Genomic DNA, 21,336 nt, shown 5'->3' on the forward strand with positions numbered 1-21,336 from the left:
GTGCTCCCTCGGCCCCCTGGGGGCCTCGGTCCGCGCCGCCGGTCAGTTCGTCCTGCTCCGGTCGCTGCGCGACCTCACAGGACCACCGTGCGTGCTCCCTCGGCCCCCTGGGGGGCCTCGGTCCGCGCCGCCGGTGGATCAGCTCAGCTGACGCGCGCCAGCTGGACGCGACGGCCGACGGCACGGCGCTGACGCTCGGTCAGGCCGCCCCACACCCCGTAGTCCACGTCGTGGCTCAGGGCGTACTCGAGGCACTGCTCCTTGACCGGACAGCGGCCACACACCTTCAGGGCCGGCTTGGCCTCGTGCAGGGCTCGCGCGAAGAACAGCTCCGGATCCACCCCGCGACACCGGGCCCGGTCGGCCCACTCCTGGTCCTCCACGCGCGTTCCCCTCGCTCGCTTCCGCCCACACCTGCCGCACGCCCCGTTCACGGCGTACCCGCGAAGCTACGGCCCGACCTGCCCGCTCTCCATAGTCAGCCTGGGGGGTTTGGGGGGTTGAACGGGGCTAGTCAGCTGGCCCCGTTCGCGGCCCGCGTGGCCGCGGCGTCGACCCGGCCGGACCACGAGGCGGGGGTCCGGACACGACGCCGGGAGCGAGGACCCGTCCATCGGTACCCTGACCGCGGCCGCTGCCCGGCCTCCGACGTGCACGCCCCCGGCTCGGGGGAGCGATCGGGCCCTCCGCCCGGCACGTCCTGCCCGCCCACCAGGAGCCTGCCCGACCGTGAACGCCTCGGCACCGACCGGACGTCTCGGCCCCCTCACCGCCCGGCTGACCCTGCTCGTGGCCGTCGCGACGGGCATCGGGTTGATGCTCGGCGTGCTCGTACTGCCCGCCGCCCTCGCCGCCTCCGAGGTGCTCGCCTCGGTCGAACGCGACGTGCTCGACGTCCCACCGCTCGGGGACGCCGACGTCCCACCGCAGAACTCCTACGTCTACGCGGCTGACGGCAGCGAACTCGCCGAGCTCAACTTCGAGGAGAACCGGGTCCCGGTGACCCTCGACCAGGTGCCCCCCGACGCGATCAACGCGGTCCTGGCCACCGAGGACGCCGACTTCTACAACCACCGCGGGGTCAACCACCTCGCGATCGTCCGTGCCGCGCTGACCAACGTGCAGTCCGGCGGCATCGAGTCCGGCGCATCGACCATCACCCAGCAGTACGTCAAACTCGCCTTCCTGTCGCCCGAGCAGACGGTCGCCCGCAAGATCCAGGAAGCCATCTACGCCATCGAGATCGAGGACCGGTTCACCAAGGACGAGATCCTCGAGCGCTACCTCAACCGCTCGTACTTCGGTTCGGGGGTCTACGGCATCGGGACGGCCGCCGACCGCTACTTCTCCAAGCCCGTCGAGGAGCTCACGCTCGGCGAAGCCGCCACCCTGGCCGGCATGCTGCGCAGCCCCGAGCGCAACAACCCGATCGCCAACCCGCAGAACGCCGTCGATCGCCGCGACATCGTGCTGCGTCAGATGGCCGTCCACGGGTTCATCACCCGGGCGCAGGCCGATGCCGCCATCGCCCAGGAACTCGAGCCGAACATCTCCGAGGCCCCGGCTCCCGAGAACCCCTACTGGGTCGAGTGGGTGTCGCGGCTGCTGACCAACGACGACGTGGCCCGGGCGCTCGGCTCCCAGACCAGCGCCCTCGACGCCATGGGGACCTCGTTCGAGGAGCGCCGCCGCACCGTCTTCCAGTCCGGCCTGCGCATCCACACCACCCTCGACCCCGAGCTGCAGGCCGCCGCCGAGGAGTCGCTGCGCAAGCACCTGACCTACGAGGGCGAGACGCCGGAGGAGATCGCCCTCGAGCCGTCCGGTGCGATCGTCTCGATCGATCCCGAGACCGGCGCCATCCTCACGATGGCCCTCGGTCCCCGCGACTACGGCACGTGCGGCGAGGATGACAGCTGGGTCGGCACCGGGCCGCGCGGCGAGCTGCTGTGCGACCGGACCAAGGTCAACTTCGCCGTGCCGACCAACCCGCGTCCCACCACCACCAACCCGGAGGGTCGCCAGCCCGGCTCCTCCGCCAAGCCCCTGCTGATCGCCGCCGCGCTCGAGGACGGCGTCTCGCCCGCGCTGACGGTCGATGCGACGGGCCCGCAGGACATCCCCGGGTGCTCCAACCCCGGCGGCACTCCCTACACCGTGAGGAACTCGGGCGGCAACGGCGTGCTGGACATGTACGAGGCGGTCAAGCAGTCGTCGAACGTCTACCACGCGCTGCTGATCGCCGACATCGGCCCCGAGAAGATGCTCGACGTCGCGGCCCGGGTCGGGGTGGACACCAGCGACCACGTCCCCGGGTGCTCGCTGGCGCTCGGGACCGGACCGACCACCCCGCTGGAGATGGCCTCCGCGTACGCGACCTTCGCCAACCGCGGTGTGCACTGCGCCCCGTTCCCGATCACCCACATCGAGGACGCCCACGGTCGGGTCATCTGGGAGCACCAGCCCGACTGCAACCGTGTGCTCGACACCCAGGTCGCCGACCGTGTGGTCGACATCATGGCCGGGTCGGTCCAGTCGGGCGGCACCGCGCCGGTGGCCAACCTCGGACGCTGGCCGACCCGCGGCAAGACCGGGACGACCAACAACTACGTGGACGCCTGGTTCGTCGGGTACGTCAAGCAGCTCTCGACCGCGGCGTGGATCGGGTACGACAACGGCACCCTGGCCTTCGCCACCGAGGAGGCCGCCCGCGAGGTGTGCGGGTCCGGGGAGAACGACACCTTCCGGAGCGGCGAGGTCTGGGTCTGCCCCGAACCCCGGGCCAAGACCCTCGAGAACGTGACGATCGCCGGGCAGCACCGCGCCCGGGTCTTCGGCGGGACCATCCCCGCACCGATGTGGGCCGACTACATGCGTCAGGCCGTGCAGCGGTTCGAGCCCGCCGGCTTCCCCGACCCCGGCCCGCTGCCGACCGGATCGGTCCCCGACATCCTCCGTGCCGACTCGATCGCCGAAGCCGAACGCATCGCGCTGGCGGCCGGGTTCCGCCTCCGGGTCAGCGAGGTCGACGACTTCCGCCCGGAGGGCACCTTCCTGCGGCAGGACCCGACGCCGAGCTCGCGCGCACCGCTCGGGTCGCAGATCACCCTCGAGATCTCCAACGGCGAGGGTGAGATCCCGACCGTGCCCAAGGTGGTCGGTCTCACCCTCGAGGAAGCCACTGAGGTCCTGACAGCGGCGGGCTACGGGGTGAACCGGGTCGACGTCGAGGTCGACGACGAGGACCAGGTCGACCGGGTCCTCGCTCAGTCCCCCGGCGCGGGCAAGACGCTCGAACCCTTCGACGAGGACGTCTCGATCGTGGTCCTCGAGGTCGGCGTCCTCCGGGAGGAGGACCCCGACGACGACGATCCGCCGCCCGGTGACGACGGCGACGACGATCGCGGACCGCCCGGTCGCGGGGGCGGCGGCCCACCCGGTCAGGACCAGTGACGTCGTACCCCGGTGCGCCCGCCGGCCGATCGACCGCGCGGAGCGTCGCCCGTGGTCTGGTGGTGGCAGGGGCAGCGGCCACCGCGTACGCCACGATGGTCGAGCCGCGCTGGTACCGCATCGACCACCACGTCCTGCCCGGTGCGCTCCGTCGTCCCGGCCGGCTGCGCATCCTGCACGTCGCGGACACCCACCTCGCGCCCTGGCAGGACCACCGCGTCCGTTTCCTGGCGTCGCTGGCCGACCTCGACCACGACCTCGTGGTCGCCACAGGCGACCTGCTCGGCTGGGTCGACCACGAGGAGGCCACCGCCCGCGCGCTGGCCCCGCTGACCTCCGGAGGCCGCCCCGGTCTGCTGGTCCTCGGATCGAACGACCGCTACGGCCCGGTGCCGAAGTCCCCCCTCGCCTACTTCACCGCGCCGGGACGGCGGATCCACGGCCAACCGCTCGACACCCAGCGGTTCGTCGGCGCCATGGAGCGCCACGGGTACCGGACCCTGGTGGACACCACCACCGAGATCCCGACGACGGTCGGGACCGTGGCGGTCGGTGGCATCGACGACCCCCACCTCGCGTTCGGGCAGGGCCGGGCACCCGACGAGGTCCTGCCGCCTGCCGACCAGGTCGCCCCGACCGATCCGGATGCGGCGCTCCGCCTCGGGCTCGTCCACGCGCCGTACCGCGCCGCGCTCGACCGGCTCGTCCAGGCTGGCCACGACGTGCTGCTCGCGGGGCACACCCACGGCGGCCAGGTGCGCGTCCCCGGTGTGGGGGCGTTGACGGCCAACTGCGACGTGCCCCTGCGTCAGGCCCGTGGTGTCTCCCGGTGGGACCGCCGCTGGCTGCACGTCTCCCCCGGGCTCGGCCACTCTGCCTACGCCCCCCTGCGGTTCGCGTGCCGCCCGGAGGCCACGCTCCTCGACCTCACCGGGTAGCGGGTGGCGTCACGCTCACCGGACGCGTTTTCGCGCGCCTCCGAGGCCGCGTGTACGCTCCCGCCGCTCCTGTTCGGGGGTGTGCTCTCGTTCGACGGGATGTGGCGCAGCTTGGTAGCGCGCCTCGTTCGGGACGAGGAGGTCGTGGGTTCGAATCCCGCCATCCCGACCACACCGAGGGTCACCCCCGAGCAGGAGTTCTCGCGTTGGACCTCGCCGCGCTCCAGGCCACCATCCGCGCCACGTACGGCGACGCCGACCGGGGCCGCGGCGTCGACGCGACCTTCGGCTGGTTCATCGAGGAGGTCGGTGAGCTGTCCCGTGCCATCCGGCGCCAGGGACACGACCAGCGCGTGGAGGAGTTCTCCGACGTGCTCGCGTGGCTGGTGACCCTCGCGGACCTCACCGGCGTCGACATGGCCGAGGCCGCCCGCCGCTACGAGCACGGCTGTCCGAAGTGCGACGCGTCACCGTGCGGGTGCGGCGCTCACCCCTGAACGCACCCTCGCCGCGGCGCGGCGGATCAGCGGCCGTCGCGGGGTCCGGCGCCACCGGGAGGATCCTCGGCCAGTTCGAGCTCACGTTCACGCAGGTCCAGCTCACGCTCACGTTGCGCCAGCTCACGCTCACGCAGCTCGATCTGTCGCCGCTCTCGTTCACGGCGGGTCGCGTCGTGGACGGTCAGCGGCGGCGCACCGGCCCGTGGACGCTTCGGCCCCGCCGTTTCCTCGCGCAGGCCCTTGAGCAGCGACCACGCGGCGAACATGAGCACGATCGCGAACGGGAAGCCCGCGGACACCGCTCCGGCCTGCAGCCCCTGGAGCCCCGCGGTCCCTCCCAGCAGGAGGAGCGCAGCCGCGACCGCACCCTCGCTGACCGCCCAGAAGACGCGGGTCTCGACCGCGGGGTCGAGGTCGCCGCCGGAGGTCAGCATGTCGACCACGAAGGACCCCGAGTCCGAGCTGGTGATGAAGAACACCACGACCACGAAGATCACCAGCAGGGACATCCCGGTCACGAGGCCGGCCGGCAGCCCGAGGTTCTCGATCAGCGCGAACATCGCGACGGACTCGCCGGCTTCGTTGACCTCGTCGATCACCGGCTGCAGGCCGAGTGCGGTGTTGCCGAAGATCGTGAACCACGCGAACGAGGCCAGCGTCGGGGCGAGCAGGACACCGGTGACGAACTCACGGATGGTGCGCCCACGCGAGACACGGGCGATGAACATCCCGACGAACGGCGACCACGAGATCCACCACGCCCAGTAGAAGATCGTCCAGCTGCCGAGGAAGTCGTCGGCCTGCTCGCCGGCGTAGGTCCCGGTGAACGCGAGCGTGTCGAACATGCCTTGCAGGTAGCTGCCGGTGTTCTCCACGACCGCGAACAACAGGTAGAGCGTCGGCCCGACGAGCAGCACCACGATGGCGAGGAGGCTGGCCGCGACGATGTTGACCTGCGACAGCCGTTTGATGCCCTTGTCCAGGCCGGACACCACCGACGCCGTCGCGAGGGCGGTGATGACGCCGATGATCAGCAGCAGCCCGCCGTTGCCAGCCGCGTTCTCCCACCCGAAGACGCGGGTGAGACCCGCGGCGACCTGGGTGGCGCCGAGACCGAGGGAGGTCGCGATGCCGAACATGGTGGCCACGACCGCGAGGACGTCGATGGCGTGCCCGATCGGGCCGTTGATCCGGTCCCCGAGCAGCGGGTGGAACAGCGAGCGGATCGTCATGGGCAGGTCGCGCCGGAAGCCGAAGTAGGCCAGTCCGAGGCCGATGATGGCGTACACGGCCCAGGGGCTGAACCCCCAGTGGTGGAAGGCGAAGTTCATCGCCTCCTGCGCCGCCTCCGGGGTGCCCGCCTCGGCGCGTGGCGGCGCCTCGGACATGTAGATCGGCTCGGCGACCCCCCAGAACACCAGACCGATGCCCATGCCGGCGCTGAACAGCATGGCGAACCAGGCGCCCGTGCTGTAGTCCGGCGTGCTGTCGTCCGGCCCGAGCTTGATGCGGCCGAAGGGGCTGATGGCGAGGTAGACCGCGATGCCGAGCAGCACCGCCACGATGCCGATCAGGAACCAGCCGAAGGTGTCCTGCACGAACGCCTGCGTGTCCGCGAAGACCTCGCCGGCCAGCTCGGTCGCCACGCCGGCGAAGACGACGATGGCGACGATCACCGCCGCCGAGACCGGGAAGACCACCGGGTGCACGCTGTCGCGGACGGCTTGCATGCGGTTGGACACGGGGTTACCTACCGAAGATCGGGATCGCGTCCGACCCTACGCAGTACACCGAGGTCGCCCGCCCGATGGCCAGGGCCGTTCGGACATCGCGACGAGGAACCACCGGCCGTTCGGCTCCGGACCCACGCGCGTTGCCTCGTGGTTCAGCCCCCCGCGGCGATCAGCTCCGCGAGCTGGACGGCGTTGAGCGCCGCCCCCTTCAGGAGGTTGTCACCGGCCACGAACAGGTTGGCGCTGTGCGGATCGGCGAGATCCTCGCGGACGCGGCCGACGATGACCTCGTCGCGACCGGCCGACCCGAGCGTGCTCGGGTAGGCCAGCGCTTCGCCGTCCTGACCCGTCCCGTCCTCGATGACCAGCCCCGGCGCACCCTCGAGGGCCGCCATCAGGCCATCGCGCGTGACCGGCTCGGCGAAGCTCAGCCGTGCGGCGATGCCGTGGCCCACGACCACCGGGACGCGGACGCAGGTCGGCGAGACGCGCAGGGCCGGCAGGCCGAGGATCTTGCGCGACTCGTTGACGAGCTTCCACTCCTCGTCGGTGTAGCGGTCGTCGGCGAAGTTGCCGCAGTGCGGCAGGGTGTTGAAGGCGATCGCCTTGCTGAAGGTCTCGGCCTCGACGGCGGCTTCGGCCTCGAGCCCGCGCGAACGCAACCGCTCCTCGTCGCCGACCAGCTTGGCGCTCTGCTCGAGCAGCTCGCGGATGCCGGCCTGACCCGCACCGCCGGCCGCCTGGTAGCTGGTGGCCACCACGTCGGTCAGACCGAACGCGTCGTGGAGGGGCTTGACCGCGACCATCAGCACCATCGTGGTGCAGTTGGGGTTGGCCACGATCCCCTTGGGCCGCGTCCGCAGCGCCTCGGGGTTGACCTCGCTGACCACCAGCGGCACGTCGTCGTCCATCCGGAACGCCGAGCTGTTGTCCACCACGACCGCACCCTGCGCGGCCGCGATCGGGCCCCACTCCTTCGACCGAGCCCCGCCGGCCGAGAAGATGGCGATGTCGACACCGGCGAAGGCGTCCTCGCTGACCTCGCGGACCTCGACCTCGCCGTCCCGCCACGCCAGCTTGGTCCCCGCAGAGCGGGCGGAGGCGAGCAGGACCGGGTCCCCCTCGATGTCGATGTCACGGGTGGCGAGCAGGTGGCGCACCTCACGGCCCACCGCTCCGGTGGCGCCGACGACGGCGATCTTGATCCCCATCAGGCGCCCTCCTCCGCGACGACGAGGTCCTCGGACAGCCCGAACGCCTCGTGGACGGCGAGCACGGCGGGCTCGACCTGATCCTTGGCGATCACGACCGAGACCCGGATGGTCGAGGTCGAGATCATCTCGATGTTGACACCCGCCGCCGACAGCGCGCTGAACATCCTCGCGGCGACCCCGGGGTGGGTCTTCATGCCAGCACCGACGAGCGACACCTTCGCGACGTTCTCGTCGACGAGCACACCCTCGGCACCGATCGCCTCGGCGTAGGGCTCGAGGATGGCGCGGGCCTGGTTGGTGTCCCCCCGCGGAAGGGTGAAGGAGATGTCGGTGCGCCCATCCGCCGACACGTTCTGCACGATCATGTCGATGTTGATCTTGGCGTCCGCGAGCGTCGAGAACAGCTTCGCGGCGATCCCGGGCTGGTCGGAGACCTTCATGACGGTCACCTTGGCCTCGGAGGTGTCGTGCGCGACACCGCTGATGATGGCGTCCTCCACGGTGGACTCCTCCCTCGGCCCGACCCAGGTGCCGGGCGTGTAGCTGAACGACGAGCGCACGTGGATGCGCACGCCGTGGTTGCGACCGAACTCCACCGACCGGGTCTGCAGGACCCCGGCGCCGTGGGCGGTCATCTCGAGCGCCTCCTCGTAGGAGACGTAGGACAGCTTCCTCGCGGTCGCGACGATGCGGGGATCGGCGGTGAAGACCCCGTCCACGTCGGTGTAGATCTCGCAGACGTCGGCGCCGAGGGCGGCGGCCAGGGCGACGGCGGTGGTGTCGGAACCACCACGACCGAGGCTGGTGATGTCCTTGGTGTCCTGGCTGACACCCTGGAACCCGGCGACGATGACCACGTTGCCCTCGTCGAGGGCCTCCTGCACACGACCCGGTGTGATCTCCAGGATGCGGGCCTTGCCGTGCACCGCGTCGGTGATGATGCCGGCCTGCGACCCGGTGAACGACTTGGCCGGCACGCCGTGCTCGGCGAGGGCCATCGCCAGCAGCGACATCGAGATGCGCTCACCGGAGGTGAGCAGGATGTCGAGCTCGCGCTGCGGAGGTGCGTCGGAGATGCGTTGCGCCATCGCGACCAGATCGTCGGTGGTCTTGCCCATGGCCGAGACCACGACCACCGTCTGGTTGCCGTCACGGTGGGTGCGGGCCACACGATCGGCCACGCGCTTCATCCGGTCGGTGTCGCCGACCGATGTTCCGCCGTACTTCTGCACCACGATGGCCACGTGATCGACCGCCTCGAGCCGCGCCGTCGTCGGGCCCGTGGGGCGGGCACGGACGCTCCGACACGGGTCGACCGCCCGTGCAACAGGCGGTCGGCACGAGCGTAGCGATGCCCCGCGGCGAGGTCAGGTCGAGGCCCCGTCCGCGGCCGCCTTCCGGTGGGCGAGCAGGACGCCGGCCGCCTCGGCCGCGCCATCGACGGTGACGACGAAGCTGCGGCCGTTGGTCCGGGAGATCCGAAGTCCGGGACCGCGGCGGATCACCACGGCGACCGTTCCGGGCATCTGGCGCAGACCCCACCCGCCGTAGCTAGCCGGCGTGACCTCCTCGACCGCGACGTCGGCGACCTCCTCGAGCGGCACGGTCAGCCGGGGCCAGCCGAACCACCCGAGGCCCACCACCACCCCACGCGGGCCGACCGTGACCCGGGCCTGTCCCAGCAGCGTGGTCGCGACGGCCACCAGCGGCAGCACGATGAGGACCGGCAGCCGCGCGTCCGCGGGCAGCAGCCACGCGCCCAGCGCCGCGATCGCGAGCAGGATGCACGGGAGGATCACCCCGATCCGGCCGGACGTGGTGCCCGACCAGACGACGGCCTCACCTGGCGCCACCTCGAACGGTACAGCCGGGGTGGTCGCGATCGGGAGGTCGGGCCGGTCCCCGGCGAGCCACGCACCGAGGGCTGCGGCCAGCAGCGTCGCAGCGACGGCGACCAGCCCCGTGGTCGCGCTCAGGTGCGCCGCGTCCTCCCACGTAGGGGCATCCAGGTTGGCGCGGAGCGTCACCACCCGGAGCACGGCGAACAGCACGCTTCCCCCCGTGGCGGTCGCCACGAGCAGGCGCGCGTGCATCCGCGGCATCCGGGTCCGAGCCGCAACCAGCGGCCCGGCGCCGACGATGAGCGCGGCGCCGACGACCACCAGGAGCTCGGCGATGCGGGGCAACCCCTGGTCGGGTGCGCCCGACCAGCCCCAGTGGGAGGCGAGGGGGTCGGGCAGCCGGTTCCAGACCAGCAGGGGCGCGACCACGGTCACGATGACGGCGACCACCACGATGGCGACCTCGGCGCCGCGGCGCCAGGGCGTGCCCGGCGTCGGCACGAGGGGAGCGGTGGCGTTGGGCGTGGTGTTCATGACCGGTCCTCCAGCAGGGTGTGCAGGTCCTCGCGCGTCATCCCGACCCGGGCCGCCTCGGCCAGCAGCGCGTCGGCGAGCTCGGTCAGGCGCGCACGGTCGACGGCGGCGCGACGGACGGTCGCGCCGCGTCCTCGACGGAGCTCGAGCAGGCCCTCGTCGCGCAGGTCGCGGTACGCCCGCAGCACGGTGTTGACGTTGACGCCGACGGCGCCAGCGAGGTCACGGGCCGCCGGCAGCACCTCACCGGGGACGACGTCACCGTCGGCAACGGCACGCCGCACCGCGCCGGCGATCCGCTCGTGGAGCGGGCCAGCGCCGTTCGGATCGATCCGCAGGAGCACCATGCCGACCACGGTACCACTATAGTGATAGTAGTAATAGCACTTTCATCGCTTTGACATCGGCCGTCACCTCGATGGAGCCACTGGGCAGTTGCTGGCGCTCAGGCGCCAGCAACCGGGCCCATCCCGCTGGGTTCACCGATGCCCACCAGCAGTTGCTGGCGCTCAGGCGCCAGCAACTGGCCGGGCCCGGCATGCGTGTCGCTGTGAGGTCAGATGTCGCGGCGGCCGGAGAAGGCGCGTCCGAGGGTGACCTCGTCGGCGTAGTCGAGATCACCGCCGACCGGGAGGCCGCTGGCCAGGCGGGTCACCCGGACACCGAGCGGGGTCAGCAGACGCGAGAGGTACGAGGCGGTCGCCTCACCCTCGACGTTGGGGTTGGTGGCGAGGATGATCTCGCCGACCGGCTCACCGTCGAGGCGACCGATCAACTCCTTGACGTGGAGGTCGTCCGGGCCGATGCCGTCGATCGGCGAGATGGCGCCGCCGAGCACGTGGTAGCGGCCGCGGTACTCGCGGGTGCGTTCGATGGCGACCACGTCGCGGGCCTCCTCGACCACGCACAGCACCGAACCGTCCCGCCGGGGGTCCCGGCAGATGCGGCACTCCTCCTGCTCGGTGATGTTCCAACACCGCTGACAGAAGCGGACCGTGTCCTTGACCTTCACGATCGTCGCCGCGAGGCGGCGCGCATCGGTCGGCTCGACCTGGAGGATGTGGAAGGCGATCCGTTGCGCGCTCTTGGGCCCGACGCCCGGGAGGCGGCCGAGCTCGTCGATGAGATCCTGGACGGCACCCTCGTACACGGCGGGCACCTCGGGTCGGAGCGCTCGGGCGGGCGGAGGTGCGAGCGTACCGAGAGGCGGCGTCCCCACCGCGTGAGCTGCGCCATCCGCAGTCGCGTCGCGGTTCGGGGCGCCGCCGACCCCGTCAGGTCTCGGTCGGGGCCGGCCGGTGCTCGAGCAGTTCGGCGCCCAGTTCGCTGGCGAGGAGCGCGTCGGTCGCCGCAGCGTTCGGGGCCGCGGGTGCGGCCTGTTCCGCCTCGCGCACGGCCGCTTCCTCGGTCGGTGACGGGCCGTCGTCCAGCACCGGTGTCCGCGCGTCGTCGGGGGTCACCGACGGCGGTGAGGGCCGCCGGGCATCGTCCCCCTCGATGACCACGTCGATGCGCAGCTTGAGGCCCGTGGACCGCTGGATCGCCTCGACGAGCACGTCGCTGAACTCACCCTTGCCGGCGTTGGCGCCGTGGAACGAGGCGTACCGCTTGGGGTAGCGCAGCGACAGGATGCGGTTGCGAACCCGCAGCGGGGTCGCCGGCAGGAACACCGCGTGGACCCGGCGCGAGCGTTCCTTGACCAGCTCGAGGATGCCGTCCCAGCGCGCCTCGACCTGTTCGAACGGGTCGTCCGAGGTCGGTCCGGGTGCGGCCGTCGCCGGTTCAGGTGCCGCATCGGCCACCGGTTCAGGTGCCGCGTCGGCCACCGGTTCCGGGGCGGGCACGGGCTCCGGTGTCGGGTCGGGCACCGGATCCGGCGTCGGGTCGGGCACCGGATCCGGCGTCGGGTCGGGCACCGGATCCGGCGTCGGCACGGGCGTCGGATCGGGCACCGGGGTCGGCACGGGCGTCGGGTCGGGCACCGGCTGCGGATCGGGGGTCGGTGGTGGGACCGTGTCGGCCGGCTGTGGTGCCGGTCGGCGCCCCGCCTCGGCGGCGGCAGCACGAGCGGCGGCGCGGGCATCGCCGACCGGGGCGGTCGAGACCCGCTCGGCCGGTGCGGCCGCACCACCCTCGGTGGCCGTGGTCGCCGCTGGGCGGTGGGGAGCAGGCAGCGCGCCCGCCTCGAGGCGTGCGACGCGGTCGCCGAGCTCAACGACGTCACCGTCCGCACCAGGCGTCGCCAGGGTGGCGAGCGCCAGCTCGAGGGGCAGCCGGGGGGTGCCCTGGCGTTGTTCGGCGAGCGTGTCGGCCAGCCGGGCGACGGCCCGCAGGAGCGCCGCTTGGGGGAGCACGGCGGTCTGCGCCTGCAGACGCCGACGCCGGTCGTCGGTCGCATCCACGAGGTCGGGGTGATCCGGCGCGACCTGCAGGACGAGCAGATCGCGGACGTGCTGGACGAGGTCGAGGGTGAACCGGCGAAGGTCGTGGCCGTCGTCGGCCAGGCCCTGCACCAGCCCGAGCAGCCCCGCGAGGTCGCGCGCACCGAGGAGGTCGACCGCCTCGACGACCCGCTCGAGCGGGGTGTGACCGAGCACCGAACCGACCGCCTCGGCCGTCACCGCACCACCGCCGGACTCGAGGTTGCCCGCGAAGGCGAGCACCTGCTCGAGGACCGAGAGGGTGTCACGGACCGAGCCGTCACCGGCGCGGACCACCGCCTCGACCGCGGCGTCCTCGATCGTGTAGCCCTCGTTCTCGCAGACCCGCTGCACGAGCTGGCCGACCTCGTCCGCGGCCACCCGGCGGAGGTCCAGCCGCTGGACCCGCGAGAGGATGGTGGGCAGGACCTTCTGGGGGTCGGTGGTCGCCATCGCGAACAGCACGTGTCCCGGTGGTTCCTCGATCAGCTTGAGCAGCGCGTTGAACGCCGCGGTCGAGGCCATGTGCACCTCGTCGAGGATGTACACCTTGCGGCGGGCGCTGGCGGGGGCGAACAGCGCCTTGTCGCGCAGGTCCCGGGCATCGTCGACGCCGCCGTGGGACGCCATGTCGAGCTCGATCACGTCGACCGAGGACCCGTCGGTGATCGCCGCGCACTGCCCGCAGGTGCCGCACGGCCGCGACGTCGGGCCCTGCTCGCAGTTGATGGCCTTCGCCAGGATGCGAGCCGTGGAGGTCTTGCCGGTCCCTCGCGGCCCCGTGAACAGGTACGCGTGGTGGAGCCGGTCCTCCTCGAGGGCGTTGACGAGGGTCTGGATCACGTGCTTCTGCCCGACGATGTCCTCGAAGCTCGCGGGCCGGTACCGGCGGTACAGCGAGACGTACGCCACGAGGAGCTCCGGGAGGGCAGGGGGACGGGGACCAGCGAGCCCGCATCGTACGTGGGGCGCCGACACGTGCGGCGGGCGAGGTCGACCGGCGATCGCGCCGATCCCACGGGGCGCGCGCGAGGGCCCGGGACGCGCGTGCGGGGCCGTGGCCACGGTGGGGTCCGGCGACGGGCGCCCGGCTCGGCACCCGTCCGAGAACGGCTTAGGGCTGCTGCCTCTCGGCCCTGACCCGGTTCACCGGGGGACGTCACCGACGGACGCCCGTCACCGCACTCCACCGCGGGCACGACCCCGCGGGGCAGACGGTACCGGCCGCGACCGGGCACCGCGAACGAGGCGCGGTCAGGCATCGAGATGAGCAACGCGGCGAGGCCGGCACCGACTACGGTGCCGCCATGGTGGAGTTCGTTCTGGGGGGTGACGCGGTGACGGCGTTCATCGTGATCGGCGTGGTCGGGCTCGCGCTGCTGCTCCTCTCGGTCGTCCTCGGCGAGGTCTTCGAGGGCCTCCTCGGCGCGTTCGAGTTCGAGTTCGGCGGCGGGATCCTGTCCGGACCGGTCATCGGTGCGTTCCTCGCCGCCTTCGGGTTCGGCGCCGCGCTGATCATGTTCGGCACCGGTGTCGGCGCGACCGCCGGTGCCTTCGGGGGGCTCGCCAGTGGCGTGGCCGTCGGGGGCCTGGCCGCCGTCATGATGCGCAGCCTCGTGAACATGCCGACCGACGAGACCGCCACCACGCGTGGGCTCGAGGGCACCCCGGCCATCGTCATCACCACCATCCCCGAGGAGGGCTACGGCGAGGTGACCGTCCGCCACCACGGCGAGCAGCGCAAGTACAACGCCCGCGCCTCCGAGCGCATCACCGCGGGGACCCAGGTCTGGGTCACCGCGGTGCTGTCGACCTCCGCCCTCCTCGTCTCCTCGACCCCACCACCACCCGCCGACAGCTGACCGGAGCACCCATGTTCGACTTCATCCTCAACTCGCCCCTGGTGGCGGGGATCATCGGCGCGGTGCTGCTGCTGATCATCGTGGCCTACCTGATCGTGTCGCGGATCAAGGTGGCCGGCCCGAACGAGGCCTACATCATCACCGGGCGGAAGGGGTCGCCCGTCAAGAACCCCGAGACCGGCGAGGTCTCGCACGACATGAGCGGCCAGAAGGTCGTCATGGGTGCCAGCGTCTTCGTGCTGCCGTTCGTCCAGAAGCTGCACGTGATGGACCTGTCCAGCCGTCGCATCTCGGTCAGCATCCGCGGGGCGGTCTCCTCGCAGGGCATCAAGGCCGACCTCGACGGCGTCGCGGTGGTCAAGGTCGGCGGCAACGAGGACGCGATCCGCGCCGCCTCGCAGCGCTTCCTGACCCAGCAGCGCGAGGTCGACACGTTCACCACCGAGGTCCTGGCCGGTTCGCTGCGCGCCATCGTGGGTCGGTTGACGGTCGAGGAGATCATCAAGGACCGCGCCACGTTCGCGTCGGCCGTTGCCGAGGAAGCCGAGACGTCGCTGACCAACCAGGGTCTGACGCTCGACACCTTCCAGTTGCAGGACATCCAGGCCGAGGGTGACTACCTCAACGACCTCGGACGCCCGGAAGCGGCCCGCGTCGAGCAGACCGCCAAGATCGCCGAGGCCCGCGCCAACCAGGCCGCCGAGGAGGAGCGCCTCCGCGCCGAGGAGGCGGTCGCGATCCAGAACCGCCAGCTCCAGCTGAAGAACGCCGAGATCAAGGCCGAGACCGACGAGGCCCAGGCGCAGGCGGCTGCCGCTGGTCCGCTGCGCGAGGCGGCGCGCAACCGCGAGGTCATCCAGGAGCAGGAGCTGGTCGCCGAGCGCGAAGCGGCCCTCCGCGACCGCCAGCTCGACACGGAGGTGCGCAAGCCCGCCGACGCCGAGCGCTACCGCATCGAGCAGGAGGCCGAGGCCCGCAAGAACTCGGCCATCTTCGACGCCGAGGCCGAGAAGGCCCGCCGTGCCCGTATGGCCGAAGCGGTCGAGCTCGAGGGTCGCGCCGAGGCCGAGGCGATCCGCGCCAAGGGTGAGGCCGAAGCCGAAGCCCGCCGCAAGAACGCCGAGGCGTTCAACCTCTACGGTCAGGCTGCCACGCTCGACCTGATCACCGCGGTCCTGCCCGAGCTGGTCAGCGCCGCGAGCGAGCCGCTGAGCGCCGTCGAGCGGATGACCGTCATCTCGACCGACGGTGCCTCCGAGATCGCCAAGACGGTGGCCAGCAACGTCGAGCAGGGGATGCAGATCGGGTCGGACCTGACCGGTCTCGACCTGCGCGCCCTGCTCGCCCGCCTCGGCGGCGAGGAGGACGACGACAGCGCGAGCGCGACCGGCTGATGGCCGCGACGCTCACCTTCACCACCGAGGATCCCAGCGCCGAGGACGTCCGCGCGCTGCTGGGCCGACACCTGGCCTTCAGTCGCGCGATCACGCCACCCGAGCACGCCTACATCGTGGAGGCCGACGGCCTCGACGACCCGGGCATCACCCTCGTCGGCGCTCGCCGCGACGGTGTCCTGCTCGGGGTCGGTGCCATCCGCGAGCTCGACGCCGACCACGCCGAGCTGAAGTCGATGCACGTCCTCGACGCCGCCCGGGGCGGGGGTATCGGCCGGGCGTTGGCCCAACACCTGCTGTCGCTCGCGGCCGAGCGCAGCTACCGGCGTCTGAGCCTCGAGACCGGGACCGATCCGGTCTTCACGTCGGCCCGGGGGCTCTACGCCAGCCTCGGGTTCGAGCCCTGCGGCCCCTTCGGCGACTACACCGCCAGCCCCTTCAACACCTTCATGGCCCTCGACCTCGGCCGGTGACGCGGGCGGTCAGCTCGTCTCGACGAAGCTGGGCCGAGCGTCCTCGGCGCATCGTTCAGGTCGCAGCCGTCCGCAGGTTGCGGATCTCACGGAGGGCCACCGACAGGCGCGCCAGATCGGTGGTCTTGGTGGCCTGGATCTCGGCCAGCATCTGCTCGCAACGTCGGACCTGTGCGGCGTTGCGACGCAGCCAGCCGTCGACCCGATCGGGCGGGTCGTCGCCGGTCTCGGTCTGCCGGACCACCTCGGCGGTCAGCCGGCTGTGCTGGCTGAAGAAGTCCTCGCGGAGCGCGTCGCGCGCCAGGGTGTCCCACCGGGTCTCGCGCGGGAGCGCGCTGATCTGTTCACGGAGCCAGTCGAGGTGCAGACGTTCGGCCAGCGTGAAGTAGATCCCGGTGACGGCCGCAGCGTCCGAGTCGTCGCTGCCGTGCAGGACGGTCACCAGGTCGAGGACGAAGAACCGGGACGGCAGACAGGCCACACGCGCGGCCAGATCACCGATGACGCCACGTTCCTCGAGCTCGGTCCGGCGCACGTCGGCCGCCTCGCGGTCGACGCCGCGCAGGGAGGCCGGGAGGAGCTCGGTCACCACCGCGGCATCCTCGGCGAAGCTCGCCACCGTCGCGGTGATGTCGAGAGGCCGCCGGAGGTTCCGCAGCAGCCAGCGGGTGCCGCGCTCGACCAGCCGTCGGGCCTCCAGGAGCATCTCGAGCTGGACCGCCGCAGGCACACGGTGGTCCAGGCTGTGCACCTCGTCCACCAGGCCGCGGAGGTCGAAGACCTCCCGGGCGACCGTGTGCGCGCGCACGATGTCGGTCACGGAGGCACCGGTCTCCTCGGCCAGGCGGAACAGGAAGGTGGTGCCCGCCTGGTTCACCAGGGCGTTGGCGACCTGTGTCGCGACGATCTCGCGGCGCAACCGGTGTGCGGTGATGCGATCGGCGTACCGTTCGCGGAGCGCCGAGGGGAAGTAGCGGGAGAGCTCGCGCTCGAGCCAGGGGTCCTCGGGGAGGTCGCTCGCCAGTAGCTCGTCGTACAGCAGGGTCTTGGTGTAGGCGAGCAGCACGGCGAACTCCGGCCGGACGAGCCCATCGCCCTCGTTGCGCCGCTCGACCAGCTGCTCGTCGCTTGGAAGGGACTCCAGCTCGCGGTCGACCTGCCCACCCTGCTCCAGGTGGTGCAGGTAGCGACGGTGGACCTCGACCATCGCCCCGGCGTTGGCGACCGAGCTGCTGATCGCCTCCGTCTGCGCGTCGTTGTCGGCGAGGACCAGCTCGGCGACCTCGTCGGTCATCGCCACCAGCAGCTCATCGCGCTGCTTGCGTGTGAGGTCGCCGGCGCGGACGCACGCGTCGAGCACGATCTTGATGTTGACCTCGTGGTCGGAGCAGTCGACGCCGGCCGAGTTGTCGATGGCGTCGGTGTTGATGCGACCGCCGTCGAGCGCGTACTCGACGCGGGCCCGGCCGGTGAACCCGAGGTTGCCGCCCTCGCCGACGACCTTGCAGCGCAGCTCGCTGGCGTCGACACGCACCCGGTCGCTGGTCTTGTCACCGACCTCGGCGTGGGTCTCGTCGCTCGCCTTGACGAACGTGCCGACCCCGCCGTTGAACAGCAGGTCCACCGGCGCTCGGAGCAGCGCGCTGACCAGCTCGTCGGGGGTGAGGGACTCGGCGTCGACCTCGAGCAGCCGACGGACCTGCGCGGACAACGGGACGGACTTCGCGGTCCGGGGCCAGACCCCGCCGCCATCGGAGATGAGGTCACGGTCGTAGCTGTCCCAGGTCGAACGCGCGAGGTCGAACAGCCGTTGCCGCTCCTCGAAGCTGGTCTCCGGATCCGGGTCGGGGTCGATGAAGATGTGTCGGTGGTCGAAGGCGGCGACGAGCCGGATGGTGCGCGACAGCAACATCCCGTTGCCGAAGACGTCACCGGACATGTCGCCGATGCCGACGACGGTGAACGGGGCCGTCTGCGTATCGACGCCGAGCTCGCGGAAGTGGCGCTGGACGGACCGCCACGCACCCCGTGCCGTGATACCCATCGCCTTGTGGTCGTAGCCCGCCGACCCTCCGGAGGCGAACGCGTCCCCGAGCCAGAACCCACGCTCGTGCGAGATGGCGTTCGCGGTGTCGGAGAAGGTGGCGGTGCCCTTGTCGGCGGCGACCACCAGGTACGGGTCGTCGCCGTCGAACCGGACGATGTCGCTCGGCGGCACCACCTGGCCGTCGACGATGTTGTCGGTCACGTCGAGCAGACCGCCGATGAAGATCCGGTAGCACGCCTCGACCTCCTCACGGAGGGCGTCGCGACCACCTGCCACCGACGGCGGTGTCTTGACGACGAAACCGCCCTTCGCGCCGACCGGCACGATGACGGCATTCTTGACCGTCTGCGCCTTGGCCAGACCGAGGACCTCGGTGCGGAAGTCCTCGCGACGGTCCGACCACCGCAGGCCGCCGCGGGCCACCGCCCCCCCGCGCAGGTGCACCCCCTCGACCCGCGGCGCGTACACGAAGATCTCGAAGGCAGGGCGAGGGCGAGGCAGGTCCGGGATCTGCGACGGGTCGAACTTGAACGACAGACAGGGGCGAGGCCCACCGTCCGCGTCCGTCTGGAAGTGGCTGGTCCGCAGCGTCGCCGTGATGAGGTGGAGGAAGCTGCGCAGGATCCGATCGACGTCGAGGCTGGTGACCGCGTCCAGCGCGGACTCGATCGCGTCGATCCGTGCTGGGAGCGTGTCGTGCTCGCGTTCGCTCGCGCTCGGGTCGAACCGTGCGTGGAAGAGCTCGACCAGCAGGCGCGTCACCTCGGGGTTGTCGACGAGCGCATCCTCCATGTACGCCTGGCTGAACCGCGTCGACGCCTGCCGGAGGTACCTGCTGTACGCCCGCAGGAGGGTCACCTCACGCCAGCTGAGCGCAGCCCGCAGGACCAGACGGTTGAACCCGTCGTCCTCGCTGTCACCGCTCCAGACGCGGGCGAACGCGTCCTGGAACGCCGCGCTGCGGTGCGTGCTGTCCAGCGGGCCGGGGGGTGGACTCGACAGGCCGAGGTCGTGGATCCAGACCTGCGGTCCGTCGACCGGCTGGATGCTGTACGGCCGCTGGTCGATCACCTCGCAGCCCATGTTCTCCAGCAGGGGCAGCACCGCCGAGAGCGTGATCGGCGCCCCCGAGCGGTACAGCTTGAGGTGCACGCGGTCGTCGGGAGCCTCGACCGGTCGGTAGAGGCTCATCGCGAGGTCCCCGCCCGGGTCCAGCGATCGCAGCCGTTCGAGGTCGACGACGGCCAGGCGAGCGTCGTGTTCCTCGCGGTAGGCCGCAGGGAACGCGTCGCGATAGTGCACCTCGAGCTGACGCGCTCGGCCCTCACCGTGGGCGTCGACCAGCGCGTCGGCGAGGTCGTCCTGCCACGTTCGGACCGCTCGCGCGAGCCTGCGCTCGACCTCCTCGACGTCCGGGTGGTCACGCTGACCCGGCGCGACCCGGACCAGGAAGTGCAACCGGGCCAGGACCGACTCCGACAGCCGGACCGAGTGCTCGAGCCCGCCGGCATCGTACGCGTCGACCAGCACGTCCTGGATCTTCAGCCGGCTCTCGGTGGTGTAGCGGTCGCGGGGGAGGAACACCAGGCAGGACAGGTAGCGCCCGAAGCGGTCACGACGGACGAACAGGCGCACCTGGCGGCGCTCCTGCAGCCCGAGGATCCCGAACGCGAGGTCGTACAGCTCGTCGGCAGACGACTCGAACAGCTCGTCACGCGGGAGCGACTCGAGGATCGCCGTCAGGTCCTTGGCATCGTGGGTATCGGCCGGCAGGTCGGCTCGTTCGAGGACGGTGGCGATCTTGCGACGGACCACGGGGATGTCGTGTGGTCGGCTGCTGTAGATGCGTGAGGTGTAGAGCCCGACGAACCGCCACTCGCCGAGGACCTCACCTGCCGGACCGAACCGCTTGATCCCGACGTAGTCCAGCGAGCTCGGACGGTGGACGGTCGCGCGCGAGTTGGCCTTCGTCAGGTTCAACAACGTCCTCGCGCGGGCGAGCTCGCGCACCTCGGGGGGCTGATCGGCGAGGTTCTTCTCGGACGGGGCGGCACCGCGCAGGATCCCGAGGCCGGTCTCGGGCTGAGCGACGATGATGTCCCCCTCGGCGCGTTCCTCGAGGTCGTAGCTGCGGTAGCCGAGGAAGGTGAAGTGATCGTCGTCGAGCCAGGCGAGGAAGCTGCGTGCCTCAGCCAGCGCTTCGGCCTCGACGGGCTGTGGCGCCTCACCGAGCTGCTCGTGGATCTCCCAGAGTCGCGCACGCATCGCGGGCCAGTCATCCACGGCGGCACGGACGTCAGCGAGGACGTCGGTGAGCCGTGCACGGACCTCGTCCAGCACCTCGGGTCGTGTCTGATGGTCGATCTCGACGTGGAGGAACGCCTCACGCAGTTCGTGCCCTTCGTCGCGGCCAGCCTGCCCCTCCACATCGAGGAGGTGGCCCCGGTCGTCGCGGTGGACGTCCATCATCGGGTGGACGATCAGGTGGATGCCGAGGTCGTGACGCGACAGCTCCATGGTCACCGAATCGACCAGGAACGGCATGTCGTCGGTGACGATCTGCACCACGGTGTGGGTCGAGGACCAGCCGTGCTGCTCGAGGTCCGGGTTGGAGACCCGAAGGTTCGGGGTGCCGCGCTGCCGCGTCCTGGCGAGGTTCCAACTCGCCATCGCGGCCCCGTAGAGGTCGGACGCCTCCCGATCCTGCAGGTCGCGCGGCAGGACCCCGGCGAAGAAGTGGCGGACGAACGTCTCGGCCTCGGGGACGCGGCCGGGCTCGATCTTCCGGCGCACGAGGTCGACGACGTCGTCGATCAGCTCGCCACCATCCCCGAGTCCAGACGTCACGGCCGCGCTCCCACATCGCCGGCTCACGTCTTTAGCACCCAGACGTCGTCGGCACCAGAGGGAAGCGCGAGGTCACGCGG

At 71.5% G+C, this 21,336-nt stretch carries 15 protein-coding genes, 1 tRNA gene and 1 other RNA gene; 7 read left to right on the forward strand and 10 right to left on the reverse strand.

The window, feature by feature from the left end:
• Positions 1 to 143: 143 nt before the first annotated feature.
• Complete coding sequence (locus tag NITAL_RS03475) at positions 144 to 383, reverse strand: WhiB family transcriptional regulator (RefSeq protein ID WP_052664743.1); 240 nt, start codon at positions 381 to 383, stop codon at positions 144 to 146.
• Positions 384 to 729: 346 nt separating this feature from the next.
• Between NITAL_RS03475 and NITAL_RS03480 the strand changes: the two genes are divergently transcribed.
• From NITAL_RS03480 to NITAL_RS03495, 4 genes are all read left to right on the forward strand, one after another.
• Complete coding sequence (locus NITAL_RS03480; RefSeq protein ID WP_052664745.1) at positions 730 to 3,453, forward strand: transglycosylase domain-containing protein; 2,724 nt, start codon at positions 730 to 732, stop codon at positions 3,451 to 3,453.
• Positions 3,454 to 3,512: 59 nt separating this feature from the next.
• Positions 3,513 to 4,391, forward strand: a complete 879-nt coding sequence (locus NITAL_RS03485) for a metallophosphoesterase (protein WP_157041592.1) — start codon at positions 3,513 to 3,515, stop codon at positions 4,389 to 4,391.
• Positions 4,392 to 4,486: 95 nt separating this feature from the next.
• Positions 4,487 to 4,563 (forward strand) — tRNA-Pro (locus NITAL_RS03490).
• A 34-nt stretch (positions 4,564 to 4,597) separates the two neighbouring features.
• Positions 4,598 to 4,888, forward strand: coding sequence for a MazG nucleotide pyrophosphohydrolase domain-containing protein (locus tag NITAL_RS03495; protein ID WP_052664749.1), 291 nt, complete (start codon positions 4,598 to 4,600; stop codon positions 4,886 to 4,888).
• Positions 4,889 to 4,914: 26 nt separating this feature from the next.
• Here the strand turns inward: NITAL_RS03495 and NITAL_RS03500 are convergent, their stop codons facing one another.
• From NITAL_RS03500 to ffs, 8 genes are all read right to left on the reverse strand, one after another.
• On the reverse strand, positions 4,915 to 6,633 hold the full coding sequence (locus NITAL_RS03500; protein ID WP_052664751.1) for a BCCT family transporter: 1,719 nt from the start codon (positions 6,631 to 6,633) through the stop codon (positions 4,915 to 4,917).
• Between the two features lie 143 nt (positions 6,634 to 6,776).
• A complete protein-coding gene (locus tag NITAL_RS03505; protein ID WP_052664753.1) occupies positions 6,777 to 7,835 on the reverse strand; it encodes an aspartate-semialdehyde dehydrogenase in 1,059 nt (352 codons plus the stop codon).
• Positions 7,835 to 9,082 (reverse strand): aspartate kinase, encoded by a 1,248-nt coding sequence (locus tag NITAL_RS03510; protein ID WP_052664755.1) that lies wholly within the window; start codon positions 9,080 to 9,082, stop codon positions 7,835 to 7,837. The genes NITAL_RS03505 and NITAL_RS03510 overlap by 1 nt, the downstream gene beginning before the upstream one ends.
• A 123-nt stretch (positions 9,083 to 9,205) precedes the next feature.
• Complete coding sequence (locus NITAL_RS03515) at positions 9,206 to 10,213, reverse strand: DUF1648 domain-containing protein (RefSeq protein WP_052664757.1); 1,008 nt, start codon at positions 10,211 to 10,213, stop codon at positions 9,206 to 9,208.
• Positions 10,210 to 10,560, reverse strand: a complete 351-nt coding sequence (locus NITAL_RS29135; RefSeq protein WP_211262177.1) for a GntR family transcriptional regulator — start codon at positions 10,558 to 10,560, stop codon at positions 10,210 to 10,212. Before NITAL_RS29135 ends, NITAL_RS03515 begins: the two co-directional genes overlap by 4 nt.
• A gap of 209 nt (positions 10,561 to 10,769) precedes the next feature.
• Positions 10,770 to 11,363 carry a recombination mediator RecR gene (gene recR / locus NITAL_RS03525; protein WP_052664759.1) on the reverse strand — a complete coding sequence of 198 codons (594 nt, stop codon included), beginning with the start codon at positions 11,361 to 11,363 and terminating at the stop codon, positions 10,770 to 10,772.
• A 124-nt stretch (positions 11,364 to 11,487) separates the two neighbouring features.
• A complete protein-coding gene (dnaX, locus tag NITAL_RS03530; RefSeq protein WP_052664761.1) occupies positions 11,488 to 13,545 on the reverse strand; it encodes a DNA polymerase III subunit gamma/tau in 2,058 nt (685 codons plus the stop codon).
• A 165-nt stretch (positions 13,546 to 13,710) separates the two neighbouring features.
• An RNA gene (ffs, locus tag NITAL_RS26180) (signal recognition particle sRNA small type) lies at positions 13,711 to 13,809 on the reverse strand.
• A 131-nt stretch (positions 13,810 to 13,940) separates the two neighbouring features.
• On the opposite strand from ffs, the gene NITAL_RS26980 reads away from it, so the two are divergent.
• Genes NITAL_RS26980 through NITAL_RS03545 form a run of 3 tightly spaced genes read left to right on the forward strand, consistent with a single transcriptional unit; the run spans position 13,941 to position 16,362 of the window.
• Positions 13,941 to 14,495 (forward strand): hypothetical protein, encoded by a 555-nt coding sequence (locus tag NITAL_RS26980; protein ID WP_052664763.1) that lies wholly within the window; start codon positions 13,941 to 13,943, stop codon positions 14,493 to 14,495.
• Positions 14,496 to 14,506: 11 nt separating this feature from the next.
• A complete protein-coding gene (locus NITAL_RS03540; protein ID WP_052664765.1) occupies positions 14,507 to 15,889 on the forward strand; it encodes a flotillin family protein in 1,383 nt (460 codons plus the stop codon).
• Positions 15,889 to 16,362, forward strand: coding sequence for a GNAT family N-acetyltransferase (locus NITAL_RS03545; protein ID WP_052664767.1), 474 nt, complete (start codon positions 15,889 to 15,891; stop codon positions 16,360 to 16,362). Before NITAL_RS03540 ends, NITAL_RS03545 begins: the two co-directional genes overlap by 1 nt.
• A 55-nt stretch (positions 16,363 to 16,417) precedes the next feature.
• On the opposite strand, the gene NITAL_RS03550 is transcribed toward NITAL_RS03545, so the two are convergent.
• The gene (locus NITAL_RS03550) at positions 16,418 to 21,256 is read right to left on the reverse strand and encodes an NAD-glutamate dehydrogenase (protein WP_052664768.1); all 4,839 of its coding nucleotides are present in this window, start codon (positions 21,254 to 21,256) and stop codon (positions 16,418 to 16,420) included.
• Positions 21,257 to 21,336 lie beyond the last annotated feature (80 nt).

Origin of the sequence: Nitriliruptor alkaliphilus DSM 45188, from assembly GCF_000969705.1 — a bacterium.
In the GTDB taxonomy this organism is placed as follows: Bacteria; Actinomycetota; Nitriliruptoria; order Nitriliruptorales; family Nitriliruptoraceae; genus Nitriliruptor; species Nitriliruptor alkaliphilus.